A 17,515-nucleotide genomic window follows, 5' to 3' on the forward strand; every position below is an offset into this window, starting at 1 on the left:
ATCAATAATCCCACATCCACTATCCCCTCAATATCAATAGGATTGAGGGGATTTTTATTATCAAATTGGCTCAAAAAAACCTAAAATCATCATTCAATATATGGCAGCCCAATAAATAGCTCTACTCTCAAGCAAGGATTCGCTCAATGACCCCATTCTATAAAGCCATAGTCAAAAAGCCCCTAAGTCGCTTATTCATAATGCTATTATGTGTAGTTGGCGCATTAAGTGTTGACCCTTTTCCCGCCTTTGCCACCCCCGCGAGCGGTGAGTTCGTTGCCGATAAACGCTGTGAACTATTTCAATCGAAAAATAAGCAGACGAATCCAGACCAATGGCAGAGTAATATTGGTGAGCGCTATCCCGTGCTCGAAATCCTCGGCAATAGCACTAAACCTGACTGGCTGCGAGTACGGACCAATGCCGCAACCTCGCCATTACGCTGGATTAGCGGCGATTGCGGTCAATATCTGTCTAATATTGCTGGCAGTAATTTATCGACACCTGCAACGGCGGTGGGATCCGTGCAAACCACTAGGGCATCGGAGAGTAAAGCAGACAATAAAGATAGCCTTAACACACCTAGCACCACAGAGAAACGCCCAGCCAATCAATGCCAAATCGAGGGTAATTTTGATTCACACATATTGGCATTGAGTTGGCAAAGTACCTTTTGTGAACTCTATGGCCGCCGCAAAGCCGAATGCCGCGCCCTCAGCCAAACGCCTGAATCGAGCCAGTGGCAACACTTCAGCCTGCACGGACTGTGGCCGAATAAACAACAATGCGGCACGCGTTACGGTTATTGCAGCACAGTCAAACTGCAACCAAATGATTTCTGTACTTATCCTGAGTTTGAACTTAACCCATCGGTGCGCAAAAATTTAGAAGAAGTCATGCCAAGCGCTCACTATGGCACCTGTTTAGAACGTCACGAATGGTGGAAGCACGGAACTTGCCGCAGCCAAGACCCTAACGAGTACTTTTTGCTGGCAACCCAGCTGACCCAAGCCGTAAACGCCTCGGCATGGGTGCAAAAATTTATTCATGACAACATAGGTAAGAGTGTTAGTAAAAGTGAGTTAAACCAAAGCTTTGATACTAGTTTCGGTCAAGGCGCCCACACCAAAATCAGCCTAGAATGTGCGAAGGGATTATTGAGTGAAATCCGCATTAACTTACCCGAAGTCATTAAAGCCTCAGATTCCCTACCTAGTCTACTCGCCAAAGCCAATCGGGCTAAAAAAGGTTCCTGCCTCGAGACTATCATGATTGATAATGCCAATTAAACAAATAGTTAGATGAACAAAAACGACGACTTAATGCCGCCATTTTTATTCTTAATGACACTAGCCGTCCTAAATATGGCAGTTATATCTGATTAAGCTTAATCACCGCAAATGTCGCACCTTGGGGATCGGTAATCACAGCAAATCGGCCAACCTCGGGAATATCACTCGGTGGAACACAAATTTGCCCTCCCAAACTCTGTGCTTTATTGGCAAACACATCGCAATCTGCCACCACAAAATACGGCATCCAATGGGCTGGAATATCTCCCCATTCGGGCATTATCGTCATCATGCCACCGATAGATTGGCCAGCGACCTGCCATTCAATATATTCAATATCAGGCACTTGGCTGGGTAGAGCTGTCCATGGGAATACTTTACAATAGAAAGCCTCTTCAGTGCGGGGGGTTCGACAGGCTAATTCGACCCAACACAGGGTATTGACCTCTCCCTGACGACGGGCACCTATATGGTTTTTGGCCTGCCACAAAGCAAAGCGCGCGCCTTCAGGATCACTCACCTGCGCCATGATCCCCGCATCTCCCACAATATGCGGCCCCATGTGCACTTGGCCGCCCGCCGCTTGAATATCTGCAATACAGGCATCAATATCTCGCACGGCAAAATAGATCCGCCAATGGCTAGGGATCTGTGCCTCTAAACTCGATATTTGATACATGGCACCCAAGTCATCGCCATCTAGGTTGAACAGCGAGAAATGCCCCTCAGGAATAGGCATTTCAATCGCATTCCAACCAAACATTGCATGGTAAAATACCTTAGCGCCTTCCCAGTCGTGGCTTGCGAGTTCAACCCAACATGCATGTCCTTGTGCGTACTGAGTAATCTTCATTATTGGCTCCCATTTTTGTCTCAATCGTAGGAGTTAAGCTGGAGTTTTTCATTATGTCCAGTTTCCGAATTAAAAAGACAGGACTTAGGGGGTAGTACAAAACAAAAAGCCCTCAAATGAGGGCTTTGGCGGCATAAACGACTAGGAATATTGTGGCAGTAAATCCGCCATCGCCAGTAAATGGCAGGCACCCGTGACTATACCAAATAACACCACGAGGATGATCAAGGGTGTACCGCCTATCACTCTAAAACCTGTGCTGTCCTGGAATAGTTGCCTAGATTTATAGGCCATCAGTGCTGGAACTATCACAGCCCATACGGTCGCCGCTAATGCCGCAAACCCGATCGCCACTAAAAAACCATCGGGAAACAGCAATCCCAAAATCGTCGGCGGCACAAAGGTCACTAACGCAGTTTTCATCCGACCTGAACGCGAGTCATCGAAGCCAAATAAGTCGGCTAGATAATCGAACAGACCTAAGGTCACCCCTAAGAAAGATGAAGCCACGGCTAGGTTGGCAAACAGGGTTAACATGCTGTTCAACCAGCTACTCGCCATTACCTTTGACAAGGCGCCCACCAAGACCCCCATATTGCCGCCTTGGGCGATAATATCGCTAAACTGGCTGCGGGGAATATTGCCCATAGTCGCCACTAACCAACAGGTATAAATGACCAGTGCGATAAAAGTACCGATAACAATCGCTTTGATAATAGTGGAAGAGTCCTTACCGTAATACTTTACTAAGCTAGGGACGTTGCCATGGTAACCAAAGCTGGCCAGACCAAAAGGCAGTGCCGCCCATAAATAGGGCGCAAAACGCTGGGTGCCATCGGGTTCGAGCAACTTAGTCACATCAATTTCAATCAACAAATTGCCGATAGCAAGGAAGAAGGTAATGATCATCCCACCGAGCATAATGGTGGTAATACGATCCACGGCCTTAGTGCTGATCAATACGATACTTGCCAACACTAGGGCAAAAACGAGTCCAGCCACGCTTTGGGGTAATACAATCCCCATGCCCTCTAGACTGTGATTCACAATCGATCCGCCACCGCTGATATAGGCATAGGTCAAAATATACAGCACGAAGGCAATAGAAACACCGTTCATAATCCGCCAAAACTGCCCTAGGGTTTGTTTGGTTAAGGTATCGAAGCTGGCGCCGGGTTCAAAATGCAAATTGGTTTCGAGCAAGAGTAAACCCGACATCAACATGCAAAACCAAATGCCGAGCAACATAAAAATCGAATAGCCGAACCACATACCGGCACCCACCACGGGCAGAGAGAACATCCCAGCACCTACGGTCGTGCCAGCTATAATCATGGCACCACCGAGCAAAGACTTACCTGCAGGCTTATGTTTAGCCGCATCCATATAATTTGCCATTAAGCAATGTGCTCCGCAGTGACACTCGCTACAATCGTCTGTCTCACTGAGGCTCTCAATAGGCCATTGGCTTGATCTCGAATGCGCTTAATATCAGATTTATCTTCTTTATCAGAAAGATAACCTAACTCTTTTAATTTAACACTTAAGGTACCGTAGAGTTTTTTATCGTAAAACTCCGGTGCAGTAATGCCGTGCAATGCCCCTAGACGTTGGGCAAGTAGATGGCTTTCGGACTCAAGTTCCGAGCGCTCCATCTTAGGTCTATGGGCTAACAAATTGAAAATAATTGCATAACGCTGCAAGGTTTCACTCACAGAACCCGCCAGCAATAGCAACTGACTGGTGTGCACCGTCACGACCGATAAACCGTCTTGCTCAATCACAAAACCTTGCTCAACAAAGAGATCTAGCACTTGATTCACATAGGCAGATAAATCTTTAATACCCATGAAAAGCTCGGCTTTTAACAGCGGATAAAAGTCATTCACTATTGCGAGGATCTGCTGCCGCTGAATTTGCTCATGGTTGGTCAAACAACTCGCAATCAATGAGGGAATAATAAATAAGTGAATAATGTTATTTCGATAGTAAGTCATAGAGATGGCTTGGCTTTCATCGATAGACACTATTTCACCTAAGGGATCGGCATTGATTGAAAATTTATTTAGCTCAAGGCCTTGCTGCACTAAATACTTACCATCGCCTTCGGCAACCGAAGTGAAAGAAGTGTAAGGCACCCGCTTTAACAGAGTCAGATACAGGTCTAGCTGACGCTCAAGCAGGCAGCGCTCGAGGGCATTTTGCTCCGATGCCAATAACACTAAACTGGTGAGGGTGACAGAACTGGCCGCCGCGGCATCGTTAATGCGTGTCATCACCCGATTCGCTAGCACGTTGACCGCTGGCGTTAACCAACTCGGTTTTTGTTCTGGATCATCGGCAAGCTCTGCCCGCCAATTAGGTGCCCGCTCATTTAAGAAATTTTGCAGCGTTATTGGCTCACCAAAGTTCACATAACCTTGACCAAAATTACCTAATTTACGAATTGCCCCAAAGACTTGCCAAACAGACTCTTTCTGCTTTTTCTTACCGCTTAATTCTTTATGGTAAGTGGCCACTTCCATCACATGGTCATAGCCTAAGTACACAGGTACTAAAGTCACAGGACGCTCAATCCCGCGCAGCACACTGTTCATCGTCATCGCAATCATGCCAGTTTTGGGCGCCAACAGGCGACCCGTACGCGAACGGCCGCCTTCGGAGAAATATTCCACCGAATAGCCCTTAGCAAACAGTTGATCTAAATACTCACGGAATACTGCGGTGTACAGTTTATTACCATTAAAACTGCGGCGAATGAAGAAGGCGCCACCACGGCGGAACAGTGGCCCAGCGGGCCAGAAATTGAGGTTAATGCCGGCGGCGATATGCGGCGGAACCATGCCTTGATAGTACAAAATATAGGATAACAACAGATAATCCATATGGCTGCGATGACAGGGCACATAAACAATCTCGTGGCCATCGTGGTGCAACTGCCGAACTTGCTCGGCACCTTTAATGTTGATCCCGCTGTAAAGCTTGTTCCATAACCAAGTTAAGAAACGCTCGGCGATACGGACTAAACTGTCCGAGTAATTTGCCGCAATTTCATCTAAATATTCAATCGCAGTCTCACGGGCTTGGGTTTCAGAAATTTTCTTGCTGGACGCTTCTTCTTGAATGGCCTTACGCAGGGATTCTGACTTGAGTAACGAATGGAATAGCGCCTGACGATTGGGCAACACGGGCCCTGTCATTACCTTACGCTGACGACGGAAATGCACCCGGGCAACACGCGCTAACTTATGGGCGATCCCCATATCTGTGCCATGTTCGTCGGCCATATAACGCAATGACACTGCATTCGAAAATTGCACAAAATTATGCCGGCCTAAAAATAAAATCATCAAGCACTTGCGCAGCCAAGTCGGGTTTTCACGCTCCAGTACCGCCGCCTTCATAGTGTCGTCTTCTTTACCCGGCGTACGCCCCCAGTACAGGCTGACAGGCACCAATTGGATATCTAATTCAGGTCTTTCCTTATGTACAGCCAATAAGCGCATAAAGCACTCTAGGAAAGGCGCATTACTGGCACGCTCACCAAACAATGGCTTGCGGCCTTCGAGGCAAACGACACGGGGAGCCACAACACCATTGACCACTAAGGGATCGTAGGGACTGGGCAGCCCTAACTTTGCAGTGATTTCGCTCAATGCAGCAATATCACTGAGGGATTCTGTTTTCATCACATAAGCAAGGGGGCTGGAGGCATCCAGATTCAGATCGGCAAAGGGATCCTGGGGCACCACAATAGTGTGCACTAAGTGTTTTTGGATCCAACGTAATGATTTCAACCAAAGAGAGTCTTGTTTAGGCATTTTTCTTATGCAATTAAATACGTTCACTAGCCCAATAGAATACCAGACTCTGGGGAATATTCGCTAATACTCTCCGATATCGTTAAAAAGTGGTTAATACTTGCACTATCCATATTACTGTATATACTAACAGTAACTGTATAGAAAAACAGGAATCACCATGAGACCCTTGACGCCACGCCAAGCTGAAATTTTAGCGCTAATTAAACGAAATATTGCCGATACAGGCATGCCACCTACTCGCGCAGAGATCGCTGCCCGTCTAGGTTTTAAGAGCGCCAATGCGGCTGAAGAACATCTTAAAGCGTTAGCGAAAAAAGGCTGTATCGAGATCATGCCCGGTACGTCTCGTGGTATTCGTCTCCCCGCAGAGGAAGAAGAAGTCACTGAATCGGGCCTCCCCCTTATCGGCCAAGTCGCCGCGGGTGAGCCTATACTCGCCCAGGAACATGTCGAGCAGTATTACCAAGTTGATCCCAGCATGTTTCACCCAGCAGCCGACTTTTTACTGCGAGTAAAAGGCGACAGCATGAAGAATATAGGTATTCTCGAGGGGGACCTGCTGGCCGTTCATAAAGTACAACAGGCAAGAAATGGCCAAGTGGTTGTCGCCAGAGTCGACGACGATGTCACGGTTAAACGCTTCGAAAAAAAAGGCAACTTAGTCTACCTACACGCCGAAAATGAAGATTATTCACCAATTAAAGTCGATTTAAGTTTTCAAAGTTTAACAATTGAAGGACTCGCCGTCGGTGTGATCCGTAATGGAGATTGGCTATGAACAAACTACTCGGCAATGCCCCACGCCATCCAGGCTTGTGGTTAGATGAAGTACGAGATACAGATACCGACTGGCAACATACTCCCATTAGCTGTATGCCAACCCAAACCCAAGGACAGCACGAACTAGGGCAATTGAGCGCTCAGCTAGCCCAGCTCAGCCAACAGGGACGATGGGTTGTACTTATCAATCCTCCCAGCATCGGCTATAAGCAACTCCTCGCTAATGCTGGGGTACGTATGGATCGCATCCTGTTAGTTCACGCTAAAGATGAGGTTGAAACACTCTGGGCAATGGAAAAAGCCCTGACAAGTGGTACGTCCAGTGCGGTCATTACTTGGACCCAATCACTCGATGCCCGTGATAATCGCCGCCTACAAATCGTCGCTAAGAGTGCCCGCGCTATGGGGATAGTGCTCGAAGAGGTGAATAGTCACTTACGCTGTGATACTAGGCTCGAGCAACAAACACACTTTAACCAGCAAGCTTTTTTCAACTCTATGCATTAATTTTTTTACGCTATATTTGACCGCGAAAGCCGCCTCACCTATGAATGTGAGGCTTTTTTTTGGCAATTTTTCAGGCAATTAGAAAAATAAGTGATCTTGATCAATATTTAAACTGCAAGTATGGTTGGTGAAGTCGGCGATGATATATCGCCGCCCGTGGCACAGACATCGAGCAGGAATCCTGTTAGCAATGCCACTAAAAATAGAGAACAGATTTATTTCAGTCGTATGTGCCAGCGTGGCTAATACCAGCAGTAATAATACTTAATTAAAAGTAACAGCCGCCAACGCACGTTGAAGTCAAAAACGCTTTTTTGGGAACTGAAGAGTTTGCATAGAGTTGAGACTTACTGTGTTGCTCTTCTTTGTAGTTGCTATTCGCAATTGGCAGAGGAGAAGTCTTGTGAAGCAATTGTTGTATTGTTTACTCGTGGTGTTATTCGCACCACCGTTGGCCGTCGCAGATACGCGGTTCAACATGACCCCCGGCGTGACCGAGATCAGTGGCAAGGTTTATCACTTGCACATGACCATCTTGTATATCTGCTGTGCGATCGGCCTAGTGGTCTTTGGAGCCATGGTTTACGCCATGATCAACTACAGAAAATCCAAAGGCGCTGTCGCGTCCCACTTTCACGAAAGCACTAAAGTTGAAATCGCTTGGACCATTCTGCCATTTATCATATTGATCTTAATGGCGATTCCAGCGACAAAGACCTTAATTGCGATGGAAGATCCCAGCAATGCCGATCTCACCGTAAAAGTCACAGGTTCCCAATGGAAATGGCATTACAGCTATTTCGACCAGGACATTGATTTTTACAGCATACTCGCGACCCCCAGAGCGCAAATCGACGGCACCGAAACCAAGGGTGAACACTACCTATTGGAGGTCGATAAGCCGCTCGTTCTGCCGATAAATCGCAAAATTCGCTTCCTGATGACCTCAGAAGATGTGATCCATTCATGGTGGTTACCCGCCTTTGCGGTGAAAAAAGACGCCAACCCTGGATTTATCAATGAGGCCTGGACTCGCATAGACAAACCCGGCATTTACCGCGGTCAGTGCGCCGAACTCTGTGGTAAAGACCATGGTTTTATGCCGATCGTAGTGCAAGCCCTGCCCGAAGCCGAGTTTGATGCTTGGGTAACAGAACAAAAACAAGCCGCAGGTGCCGCGGCAGAAGCCGCCCAAGCCGCCTTATCACAAACCCTTAGCAAAGAAGAGCTGATGACCCAAGGTGAACAAGTTTACCTTGGGCACTGTGCAGCCTGCCATCAGCCCAATGGTGAGGGATTACAAGGGGTATTCCCACACCTCAAAGGCAGCCCAATAGCAACGGGACCGCTCGGTGGCCACCTTGAAATCGTGCTCAACGGTAAAACGGGGACGGCCATGCAAGCCTTTGGTAAGCAATTGACTGCACAAGAAATTGCCGCAGTGATTACCTATGAGCGTAATGCGTGGGGCAATAATACTGGCGATGCTGTGCAGGCCAAAGATGTCAACGAGCATATGAACGGCAGTGCTGGCACACAGGCATCTGCTACCGCGCCGGCCAATACGACCCCAACACCCGCACCTGCAACTGACGCGCCCACAACTGAGCCCACAGCGGTTGTCGATCCCGCGAGCCTCCCCACACTCAGCCATGACGCCCTGATGGCCGAAGGTGAAACTGTCTACGCCACCATTTGCGCGGCCTGTCATCAGTTGACGGGAGCAGGCGTACCACCCGCCTTCCCCGCACTCGCTGGCAGCGCTATCGCCACTGGACCCGTCGCTAATCACATCGATATTGTGATGCACGGCAAAACGGGCACGGCGATGCAGGCATTTGGCAAACAATTAAGCCCACAGCAACTCGCAGCAGTCATTACCTATGAGCGTAATGCTTGGGGTAACAATACCGGCGATACAGTGCAACCTGCTGATATCGCAAGCCATGGACAGTAGGGGATTATGATGAGCACAATGACTCAAGATCAAACCGCAGCCCATGATGACCATCATCATGGTGCACCAAAGGGCATCATGCGTTGGGTACTAACCACCAACCATAAAGACATTGGTACTCTGTATTTATGGTTTAGCTTCGCTATGTTTTTAACCGGTGGCGCAATGGCCATGGTGATCCGCGCCGAACTCTTTCAGCCAGGATTACAATTGGTCGAGCCCAACTTCTTCAACCAAATGACCACAGTTCACGGCCTAGTCATGGTATTTGGCGCGGTCATGCCAGCCTTTACTGGACTCGCTAACTGGCTGATCCCGATGATGATTGGTGCGCCCGATATGGCGCTACCAAGGATGAATAACTGGAGTTTCTGGATCTTACCCTTTGCCTTTACCATTCTACTCAGCTCGCTGTTTATGGAGGGCGGCGGACCTAACTTTGGTTGGACCTTCTACGCGCCACTGTCGACCACTTATAGCCCTGACAGCACGGCTCTGTTCGTGTTCTCTATTCATATCATGGGGATAAGTTCAATCATGGGTGCAATCAACGTGATTGTCACCATAGTGAACTTACGCGCGCCTGGCATGACATGGATGAAGCTACCGCTGTTTGTGTGGACTTGGCTTATCACTGCATTCCTGCTGATCGCTGTGATGCCCGTACTCGCGGGTGCTGTGACTATGGTGCTGACCGATAAGTTTTTCGGCACTAGCTTCTTCGAAGCGGCGGGGGGCGGCGATCCTGTGATGTTCCAGCATATTTTCTGGTTCTTCGGTCACCCCGAAGTTTACATCATGATCTTGCCGTCCTTTGGCATCATCTCCGCCATAGTGCCCGCCTTCAGTCGTAAAAAACTCTTCGGCTATGCATCAATGGTTTATGCGACGGCGAGCATTGCCATTCTGTCGTTCCTCGTGTGGGCGCACCATATGTTCACCACAGGCATGCCAGTGTTTGCCGAGCTGTTCTTCATGTATTGCACTATGTTGATTGCGGTGCCAACTGGGGTGAAAGTGTTTAACTGGGTCGCAACTATGTGGCGCGGTTCACTCAGCTTCGAAACCCCTATGTTGTTCGCCGTGGCCTTTATCATACTCTTCACTATTGGCGGTTTTTCGGGGTTAATGCTCGCCATTACACCCGCCGACTTCCAATACCACGACACCTATTTTGTGGTGGCGCATTTCCATTATGTGCTCGTGACTGGAGCGATTTTCTCCATCATGGCGGCGGCCTATTACTGGCTACCTAAGTGGACGGGGCACATGTATAACGAGCGATTGGGACAATGGCATTTCTGGTGTTCGGTGATTTCGGTCAACGTACTGTTTTTCCCGATGCATTTCCTTGGGCTCGCGGGCATGCCAAGGCGTATCCCCGATTACTCGATTCAATTTGCCGATGTTAATCAAATCGTCTCGATTGGTGGGTTCGCCTTCGGCTTATCGCAATTGATTTTCTTAGTCTTAGTGATCAAGTGCATCCGTGGCGGCGAGAAGGCCCCCGCTAAACCCTGGGAAGGCAGCGAGGGTTTAGAGTGGACATTGCCAAGCCCAGCGCCTTACCACTCCTTCACGACACCACCCGAGGTGAAATGAAATGACCAACCATCACCAGCCCAACAAACCTAAGTCAAATCGCAAACTCATCAGCCTGTTAGTCATGGGTTGTATCGGTATGTTTGGCTTTGGGTTCGCGCTGGTGCCGCTATACGATGTGCTGTGTGAAAAACTGGGGATTAACGGTAAAACCACCAATACTGCCAGTCGTTATCAAGCGATAACCGTCGATACTAGCCGTGTTGTCACTGTGGAATTTATCTCCCAAGTGCAAACGGGTATGCCGTGGAAATTTGAGCCGCAAACCAAGCGGCTCGAAGTTCACCCCGGCGAGCTGATACACACAGCATTTCTGGCACGTAATGTGTCAGACAGAGCCACCGTCGGTCAGGCGATACCATCGATATCACCCGGCCAAGGCGCAGCCTATTTTAATAAAACGGAATGTTTTTGCTTTAATCAACAGCACTTAGCGGCTTCGACAAGCGCCGAGTTGCCGCTCATTTTCTTTGTGGATCCTCAGTTACCTGAATCCATCCACACTCTGACCCTCTCTTACACCCTCTACGACATTACCGACAAGCAGTTAGCGTCTGCCATAGAGCAAGGAGCTGCAAAATGACCACAAAACATGAAAATTACTATGTTCCCGCCCAAAGTGCTTGGCCCATCATTGGTGCTATAGGATTGTTTTTAATCGCCTTTGGTGCTGGGCACTTTGTCCATCAACTAAAATCGGGCGCATCGGGTGGCGGTTATATCCTACTCGCGGGTATCGCCGTGATCCTCTTTATGCTGGTTGGCTGGTTTAGAACCGTGATCAACGAATCTATGACTGGGCTCTATTCCCATCAAATGGATAGATCCTTTCGCCAAGGCATGAGCTGGTTTATTTTTTCGGAAGTGATGTTCTTCGGCGCATTTTTTGGGGCGTTGTTTTATGCCCGCATGGTCGCAGTGCCTTGGCTCGGTGGCGCTTCTAATAATGCCATGACCCATGAAGTACTCTGGCCACAATTCGAAGCCGTTTGGCCGCTACTCACTACGCCAGATGGCACCAAAACCGAGGCAATGCCGTGGAATGGCCTGCCATTAATCAACACTATCGTGCTGCTCACCTCCTCAGTCACCTTACATTTTGCCCATGTCAGCCTAGAGAAAGGCAAGCGCTCGGCCATCACGCTATGGCTCGGGATCACCATACTCTTAGGTATGGGTTTCCTTGCCTTGCAGGCCGAAGAATATATGCACGCCTACCATGAAATGGGGCTCACCCTGGCCTCTGGGGTTTATGGCAACACCTTCTTCCTCTTAACTGGCTTTCACGGCATGCATGTCACGCTCGGCACGCTGTTTTTATTAGTGTTGTTTTTCAGAGTGTTAAAGGGTCACTTTAGCGCAGATAAGCATTTTGCTTTCCAAGCGGGAAGTTGGTATTGGCACTTTGTCGATGTGGTCTGGCTGTGTTTGTTTATTTTCGTCTACGTACTCTAAGGCTTTAGTAAGGCGTGGGATTGGGGCTGATTAATCCGGTCCCTAATGCCACCAGCAGCAACAGAATAACCAGTACAGAGAAAATCACCCGGCGGCCAAGATAACGGCTCATAGGCACTTTGTCGTCACCTTTCACCATAATAAACAAGGCTCTACCTAGATTAAAAATGATAAACAGCAACAGCAGAACTAAGACCAACTTAAAAATAAACAGGGTATTCATGCAATATCCTTATGTGCTGCTGAATAAATTAACGGTTTTTTTACTGATACTGACTGTGGCTGTATTCATGATTCTGGTCAAGTTGGGTCTATGGCAATTAGCCCGCGGCGAAGAAAAAACTAGGCTATTAGCCCAAATGGAGGCAAGACAATCCTTGCTGCCATTAAGTTTTGAGCAGCTCCAACTCAAAATCGATAAAGAAGGGGTGACAGGTTATCGACTGCAAGTGCATGCCACAGCCGCCAGCTCGCCAATATGGCTGCTGGATAATCAAATCTATCGGGGCCAAGTGGGCTATTTGGCCTTTCAGCCCCTGCAAGTGGCGGCGGGTCAACCTTGGTTACTGGTCGAATTAGGTTTTGTCGCCGCCGGTTCCCACCGTGGTGAGTTGCCCCACATCAGCCCACTTAGCGGTGAATTGAATATCGAAGGTCGGCTTTATCAAAAGCAAATCAATCCCCTGAGTCAGGCTTTAATGGCAGAAACGGGGACAAGTATTCGCTTTCAAAACCTCAACATTCCCGAGATGGCGCAGCTGTTAGGCCACCCTTTACTAGATGCCGTGCTACAACCGGATGAGCTACCCGCCCTCGCCTTGCCACATCCTTGGCAGCCTTTTCCGTTGCCTGCGCAAAAACATTGGGGTTATGCACTGCAGTGGTTTTCGATGGCGGCCGTGTTTGCAGGGCTTATGCTGTGGCAAGGGGTTAAGTATGTAAAACGCCATAGTGCCGAAGCAATCGCAAACTCAAGCAGCGAATAGGGAAATTCGACCCATACTTAGCAAGACACAAATAAAAACTAAATAAAGATAAAACAATAAATTAGGGATAATTTGAATGAGAGGAGCAAGCATGAACTCCCAGAATAAATCTAAACACAGGGCATTGGGCTTATTGTTGCTGGCGTTTATCGCGCCCGTAGTAATAGCCAAGCTAGTGCTAAGCTTAAATTTATACCACGGCGGCGCCACCAACCATGGTGAGCTGATCAGCCCTGAGACCAGTTATGCCAGCCTTGGGGTTGAAAATCCCAATCCCAAAGAATGGCAGCTGCTATATTTATTACCCGCCCAATGCGACGATGCCTGCCGCGAACGCCTGTATATTTTACGCCAAAGCCACACTGCGCTGGGGCCAGATCAGGCACGAGTCGAACCGCTGATCCTCACCCATCCCGACAGCGATCTTAATGCCTTAAGCAGTTTTAACTTCAACACTCGTCCCGCCAATGCTGGCTTAAGCCACTGGCTAGATGAACAGCAGTTGATCATAGTCGATCCCTTAGGCAGCTTAGTGCTGCGCTATCCCCAAGTGCAGGGTAGAGAAGCCCATTTAGCTCAAGGCAAGGCCTTGATTGCGGATCTGCGTAAGTTGTTAAAACTGTCGAGGGTAGATTGATGCAGCTAACTTGGGTCCTACGCTTAACCTTAGTCTTCACCCTGATGGTGATCTTAATGGGCGCTTACACCCGCCTATCGGACGCGGGTCTAGGCTGCCCCGATTGGCCGGGTTGCTACGGCCATATCAAGGTGCCCACCCAAGACCATGAAGTCGCCCATGCCCAAACCATCTTCCCCGATCACGATATCCACCCAGAGAAAGCGTGGCTGGAGATGATCCACAGATATATCGCCGGCGGACTTGGCTTACTAGTATTGTTCATCTTAGTGCTGTGTTTGAAAACGCCGGAAGCGCCGAAAAAATTGCCACTTATCATAGTGCTGCTGATCCTCTTTCAAGCCGCACTCGGCATGTGGACAGTGACGATGAAACTCATGCCCATAGTGGTGATGTCGCATCTTATTGGTGGCTTCAGTTTAATTTCACTGCTGTTACTCCTCTATCTTCGCACCCGGCCGCGGCGGATCTTTAATAGCGAAACCCATGCCCGCAATCTGGCACCGCTGGCGCTAGTGAGCCTATTCGTGCTTGTGGGTCAGATTATGCTGGGCGCTTGGACATCATCTAATTATGCGGCGCTCGCCTGCACCGCTTTACCCATTTGCGAAGGTAACTGGGTGGATAACTTGGCAATAGCGGAGGCCTTTTCACCGTTCCAGGGCCAACATCCTAGTTTCGAATTTGGGGTGCTCGATTATCCTGCCCGTATGACTATCCACATCGCCCACCGAATTGGCGCTATAGTCACCGCGAGTTTATTACTCGTGCTCGCCTATCGATTATTTGTTGGCGCGGCTGGGCTGAGGGCCTTAAGCCTCTTACTAGTGGGACTCGTGATCCTACAAGTCAGCTTAGGTATTTCTAACGTAGTAATGCATTTACCACTGGGTATTGCCGTGTCTCACAACGGCGGGGCGGCACTACTGCTGCTGACCTTAGTCGCAATCAACTATTTCTTATGGCGCAAAGCATAAGCGAGGGCTCCAAGATGGCAAAACCACTCTCAATCACCCGTAGCCTACCCACGTTCAGCGTGACATGGCGGGCCTATTTTGAAATGACCAAGCCAAAAGTGGTCGCACTAATGCTGCTCACTGTCCTAGTCGGCATGTGTCTGGCCGTGCCCAATGCTGTGCCCGTTCAACCTTTGCTCGCGGGTATGCTGGGCATTGCCATGATGGCGGGCTCGGCGGCGGCGCTGAACCATCTGATCGATCGCCGTATCGATGGCTTAATGGCGCGCACCTACAATCGCCCATTGCCTAAGGGACGCATTTCGGCCACCCGTGCCTTAATTTTCGCTGCCAGCTTAGGTAGCCTTGGCTTTATCGTCTTATATTCCTTAGTGAATCCACTCACTGCTTGGCTCACCTTTGCCAGCCTGATTGGTTATGCCTTGGTTTATACTGCCTATTTGAAACGCGCGACCTCGCAAAACATTGTGATCGGCGGCCTTGCGGGAGCCATGCCGCCGCTACTGGGATGGATGGCAGTAACGAACGAATTTCACGGCCATGCGCTGTTGTTAGTGATCATCATTTTTACGTGGACGCCGCCACATTTTTGGGCTCTGGCCATTCACAGACGCGCCGAATATGCCAAAGTAGATATTCCTATGCTGCCCGTTACCCACGGTGTCGAATTTACTAAAACCTGCATCTTGCTCTACACAGTATTGCTGGCGATTGCTTGCCTGTTACCTGTGCTGGTTGGCATGTGTGGGCCAGTGTATTTCGTCAGCTCGAGTTTACTCAGTACGGGATTTATCTATAAAGCATGGCAACTTAAATATCGGGATCACGATGGCTTAGCGATGCAAGTGTTCCGCTTCTCTATCTACCATTTAATGTTGTTATTTATGGCATTACTACTAGACCACTATCTGTGGAGCTAGTTTGGCGCGCTAACCTATATTGATGGAGCGAATAATGAAGAAAAGAATTTTAGTCGTCGCCATTTTATTAGTCGGCCTTGGTGGCCTCTTTACGGTAAAATTGGATCCCCCCAAACCCGTCGAGCTAGAGAACGGATTTCTATATCCACAGGCCTATGACTTAGCGCCCTTTGAATTGGTCGATCAGCATAAGCAGGCCTTTACTAACACCAGTTTGCAGGGAAAGTGGAGCTTATTCTTTATCGGTTTTACCTTTTGCCCCGATGTTTGCCCTACGACCTTAAATAAACTCGCGGCGGCCTATCCTGAGCTTAATAAAATCGCACCATTGCAGGTGGTATTTTTATCCGTCGACCCCAAACGGGATACACCGGATAAACTCCTGACCTATGTGAATTTTTTCAATCCAGAATTTAAAGCCGTCACGGGCGAGCAGACACAAATCTTCCCGCTCACCCGCAGCTTAGGACTGACCTATGCCATGGTCGGTGAAGGGGAAAACTACCAAGTCGACCATAGTGCGGGTTATGTGTTGGTGTCACCGCAGGGTACGCGCGTTGCAGTGTTCAAACCTACGGCTGCGCTAGGCAAGCCGCCGCAGGTGTTAAATGAGCAATTGATTAACGATTTTAGAAAAATAGTGGCGCAATACAAACCTAGCCGCTGATCACTCTTTGACCCAAGCGCCATCGTCCTTTGGCCTTACCCAAGGCTGAGAAAACCAATAGTAGCCATTGCGCGCCTTACTCGGCGCGGTGCAGTTGTAACGCGAACGCCCCGCAGGTAAGGCTAAATCCGCTTGAATACTAAACTCGGTTTCACTGAGCCAAGTCGGCTGTTTTGAACCTTGGCCTTGGATATAACACATCACTTGCTTAGCTGAGATATCGCTCATATCTAGGGTGACTTTAAGCTCTGGGCGCCAGTGGCCGCCCTTTAACTCAGGATCGCTTGGACTCTGTGTAATTACAGGCATGTTTAAACTGTATAGTTTGGCCTTAAGGCTTTTTAAATCGGCATATTGTCCTGCAACGGGGAAACGCGGCAGTGCCGTTAACGGCGAGTAGGGCCCGGCGGCTCCCGATTGTTGCCCCAGGGCGACAAAGCCGTTGTCGGTTAGCATATCTTGCAGGGCTTGATTGTACTCACCGTAGGGATAAGCCAGCATTTTGAAATTGTGCCCAGTGGCATCCGCAATCGCTTTTTCTGTGTCTAAGATATTGGCCTTTACCCGCGCTAGCCACTGCGCCTGTGATTCATTTTCTAGGGCGCGGATCAGATGTTCGTGGGCCCAACTGTGGTTAGCGATGTCGGCGCCTTCCTTGGATAGCGTTATCAGCTCATCCCAGGTCATCATCTCGGTAAACTTTTGTTTAATCGGCTCAATTGCCACAAACAAGGTGTAGGGAAAGCCAAATTCCTTTAGGATAGGATGCGCCGTCGTGGCTATGCTGCGATAACCATCGTCGAAGGTAATTGCGACTGTTTTGGCCGGTAAATCTTGTTTTTGCTTTATCGCTTCAACCACCTGAGAAAGCGGGATCACCTTAAAGCCATCATCGGCGAGAAACTGCATTTGCTCACGAAATTGCGCGGGCGTCACGCTAGTTGCCGCCGGAGTGGTTTCTGACACATGGTGATATTGCAGAATGACCACGGCATGGGCCGAAAACGTCATTAGCCCTATGAGTGCCAACAGCACACGTTTAACCATAATGTGAACAC

Annotated in this window: 17 protein-coding genes; 12 read left to right on the top strand and 5 right to left on the bottom strand. The window is 48.9% G+C overall.

All coding sequences use genetic code 11. The features are described 5' to 3' along the window. Nucleotides 1-200 precede the first annotated feature (200 nt). On the top strand, nt 201-1,289 hold the full coding sequence (locus COW15_RS00345) for a ribonuclease T2 (RefSeq protein WP_293628937.1): 1,089 nt from the start codon (nt 201-203) through the stop codon (nt 1,287-1,289). An 82-nt stretch (nt 1,290-1,371) separates the two neighbouring features. On the opposite strand, the gene COW15_RS00350 is transcribed toward COW15_RS00345, so the two are convergent. From COW15_RS00350 to plsB, 3 genes are all read right to left on the bottom strand, one after another. Continuing rightward, complete coding sequence (locus COW15_RS00350) at nt 1,372-2,145, bottom strand: VOC family protein (protein ID WP_293628660.1); 774 nt, start codon at nt 2,143-2,145, stop codon at nt 1,372-1,374. 141 nt (nt 2,146-2,286) lie between these two features. After that, on the bottom strand, nt 2,287-3,543 hold the full coding sequence (gene mtr / locus COW15_RS00355; RefSeq protein WP_293628661.1) for a tryptophan permease: 1,257 nt from the start codon (nt 3,541-3,543) through the stop codon (nt 2,287-2,289). Then, nucleotides 3,543-5,966: a glycerol-3-phosphate 1-O-acyltransferase PlsB gene (gene plsB / locus COW15_RS00360; protein ID WP_293628662.1), complete on the bottom strand. Its 2,424-nt coding sequence runs from the start codon at nt 5,964-5,966 to the stop codon at nt 3,543-3,545. Before plsB ends, mtr begins: the two co-directional genes overlap by 1 nt. Nucleotides 5,967-6,126: 160 nt before the next feature. Here plsB and lexA point away from each other — a divergent pair, with 160 nt between their 5' ends. The 6 genes from lexA to COW15_RS00390 all read left to right on the top strand — a co-directional run bounded on the left by lexA (nt 6,127) and on the right by COW15_RS00390 (nt 12,270). Continuing rightward, a complete protein-coding gene (gene lexA, locus COW15_RS00365) occupies nt 6,127-6,747 on the top strand; it encodes a transcriptional repressor LexA (RefSeq protein ID WP_293628663.1) in 621 nt (206 codons plus the stop codon). Further along, nucleotides 6,744-7,256, top strand: coding sequence for a SulA-like leucine-rich domain-containing protein (locus COW15_RS00370; protein WP_293628665.1), 513 nt, complete (start codon nt 6,744-6,746; stop codon nt 7,254-7,256). Before lexA ends, COW15_RS00370 begins: the two co-directional genes overlap by 4 nt. A 403-nt stretch (nt 7,257-7,659) precedes the next feature. Continuing rightward, nucleotides 7,660-9,213: a cytochrome c oxidase subunit II gene (gene coxB / locus COW15_RS00375; RefSeq protein WP_293628666.1), complete on the top strand. Its 1,554-nt coding sequence runs from the start codon at nt 7,660-7,662 to the stop codon at nt 9,211-9,213. A 9-nt stretch (nt 9,214-9,222) separates the two neighbouring features. Further along, complete coding sequence (ctaD, locus tag COW15_RS00380; RefSeq protein WP_293628668.1) at nt 9,223-10,815, top strand: cytochrome c oxidase subunit I; 1,593 nt, start codon at nt 9,223-9,225, stop codon at nt 10,813-10,815. 1 nt (nt 10,816) lies between these two features. Continuing rightward, the gene (locus COW15_RS00385; RefSeq protein WP_293628670.1) at nt 10,817-11,398 is read left to right on the top strand and encodes a cytochrome c oxidase assembly protein; all 582 of its coding nucleotides are present in this window, start codon (nt 10,817-10,819) and stop codon (nt 11,396-11,398) included. Further along, nucleotides 11,395-12,270 (top strand): cytochrome c oxidase subunit 3, encoded by an 876-nt coding sequence (locus COW15_RS00390; protein WP_293628672.1) that lies wholly within the window; start codon nt 11,395-11,397, stop codon nt 12,268-12,270. The genes COW15_RS00385 and COW15_RS00390 overlap by 4 nt, the downstream gene beginning before the upstream one ends. Nucleotides 12,271-12,274: 4 nt before the next feature. On the opposite strand, the gene COW15_RS00395 is transcribed toward COW15_RS00390, so the two are convergent. Further along, nucleotides 12,275-12,493, bottom strand: coding sequence for a DUF2909 family protein (locus COW15_RS00395; protein ID WP_006079600.1), 219 nt, complete (start codon nt 12,491-12,493; stop codon nt 12,275-12,277). Here COW15_RS00395 and COW15_RS00400 point away from each other — a divergent pair. The 5 genes from COW15_RS00400 to COW15_RS00420 all read left to right on the top strand — a co-directional run bounded on the left by COW15_RS00400 (nt 12,492) and on the right by COW15_RS00420 (nt 16,457). Beyond that, nucleotides 12,492-13,256 (top strand): SURF1 family protein, encoded by a 765-nt coding sequence (locus tag COW15_RS00400; protein ID WP_293628687.1) that lies wholly within the window; start codon nt 12,492-12,494, stop codon nt 13,254-13,256. The two genes, COW15_RS00395 and COW15_RS00400, sit on opposite strands and share 2 nt — an antisense overlap. A gap of 91 nt (nt 13,257-13,347) precedes the next feature. Next, on the top strand, nt 13,348-13,893 hold the full coding sequence (locus COW15_RS00405; protein ID WP_293628689.1) for a hypothetical protein: 546 nt from the start codon (nt 13,348-13,350) through the stop codon (nt 13,891-13,893). Further along, the gene (locus COW15_RS00410; RefSeq protein ID WP_293628691.1) at nt 13,893-14,870 is read left to right on the top strand and encodes a COX15/CtaA family protein; all 978 of its coding nucleotides are present in this window, start codon (nt 13,893-13,895) and stop codon (nt 14,868-14,870) included. The genes COW15_RS00405 and COW15_RS00410 overlap by 1 nt, the downstream gene beginning before the upstream one ends. A gap of 14 nt (nt 14,871-14,884) precedes the next feature. After that, nucleotides 14,885-15,790 (top strand): heme o synthase, encoded by a 906-nt coding sequence (gene cyoE / locus COW15_RS00415; protein ID WP_293628693.1) that lies wholly within the window; start codon nt 14,885-14,887, stop codon nt 15,788-15,790. A 34-nt stretch (nt 15,791-15,824) separates the two neighbouring features. Beyond that, complete coding sequence (locus COW15_RS00420; RefSeq protein WP_293628695.1) at nt 15,825-16,457, top strand: SCO family protein; 633 nt, start codon at nt 15,825-15,827, stop codon at nt 16,455-16,457. Here COW15_RS00420 and COW15_RS00425 read toward each other — a convergent pair whose 3' ends face one another. Next, the gene (locus tag COW15_RS00425; RefSeq protein ID WP_293628696.1) at nt 16,458-17,504 is read right to left on the bottom strand and encodes a polysaccharide deacetylase family protein; all 1,047 of its coding nucleotides are present in this window, start codon (nt 17,502-17,504) and stop codon (nt 16,458-16,460) included. Nucleotides 17,505-17,515 lie beyond the last annotated feature (11 nt).

It is taken from the genome of Shewanella sp. CG12_big_fil_rev_8_21_14_0_65_47_15, assembly GCF_002783505.1.
Taxonomy (GTDB): Bacteria; Pseudomonadota; Gammaproteobacteria; order Enterobacterales; family Shewanellaceae; genus Shewanella.

Excerpts from the sequence above, each read along its gene's own strand:
- COW15_RS00345 (WP_293628937.1), top strand. The coding sequence starts at position 201 with ATGCTATTATGTGTAGTTGGCGCATTAAGTGTTGACCCTTTTCCCGCC.
- COW15_RS00350 (WP_293628660.1), bottom strand. The coding sequence starts at position 2,145 with ATGAAGATTACTCAGTACGCACAAGGACATGCATGTTGGGTTGAACTC.
- mtr (WP_293628661.1), bottom strand. The coding sequence starts at position 3,543 with ATGGCAAATTATATGGATGCGGCTAAACATAAGCCTGCAGGTAAGTCT.
- plsB (WP_293628662.1), bottom strand. The coding sequence starts at position 5,966 with ATGCCTAAACAAGACTCTCTTTGGTTGAAATCATTACGTTGGATCCAA.
- lexA (WP_293628663.1), top strand. The coding sequence starts at position 6,127 with ATGAGACCCTTGACGCCACGCCAAGCTGAAATTTTAGCGCTAATTAAA.
- COW15_RS00370 (WP_293628665.1), top strand. The coding sequence starts at position 6,744 with ATGAACAAACTACTCGGCAATGCCCCACGCCATCCAGGCTTGTGGTTA.
- ctaD (WP_293628668.1), top strand. The coding sequence starts at position 9,223 with ATGAGCACAATGACTCAAGATCAAACCGCAGCCCATGATGACCATCAT.
- COW15_RS00385 (WP_293628670.1), top strand. The coding sequence starts at position 10,817 with ATGACCAACCATCACCAGCCCAACAAACCTAAGTCAAATCGCAAACTC.
- COW15_RS00390 (WP_293628672.1), top strand. The coding sequence starts at position 11,395 with ATGACCACAAAACATGAAAATTACTATGTTCCCGCCCAAAGTGCTTGG.
- COW15_RS00400 (WP_293628687.1), top strand. The coding sequence starts at position 12,492 with ATGCAATATCCTTATGTGCTGCTGAATAAATTAACGGTTTTTTTACTG.
- COW15_RS00395 (WP_006079600.1), bottom strand. The coding sequence starts at position 12,493 with ATGAATACCCTGTTTATTTTTAAGTTGGTCTTAGTTCTGCTGTTGCTG.
- COW15_RS00405 (WP_293628689.1), top strand. The coding sequence starts at position 13,348 with ATGAACTCCCAGAATAAATCTAAACACAGGGCATTGGGCTTATTGTTG.
- COW15_RS00410 (WP_293628691.1), top strand. The coding sequence starts at position 13,893 with ATGCAGCTAACTTGGGTCCTACGCTTAACCTTAGTCTTCACCCTGATG.
- cyoE (WP_293628693.1), top strand. The coding sequence starts at position 14,885 with ATGGCAAAACCACTCTCAATCACCCGTAGCCTACCCACGTTCAGCGTG.
- COW15_RS00420 (WP_293628695.1), top strand. The coding sequence starts at position 15,825 with ATGAAGAAAAGAATTTTAGTCGTCGCCATTTTATTAGTCGGCCTTGGT.
- COW15_RS00425 (WP_293628696.1), bottom strand. The coding sequence starts at position 17,504 with ATGGTTAAACGTGTGCTGTTGGCACTCATAGGGCTAATGACGTTTTCG.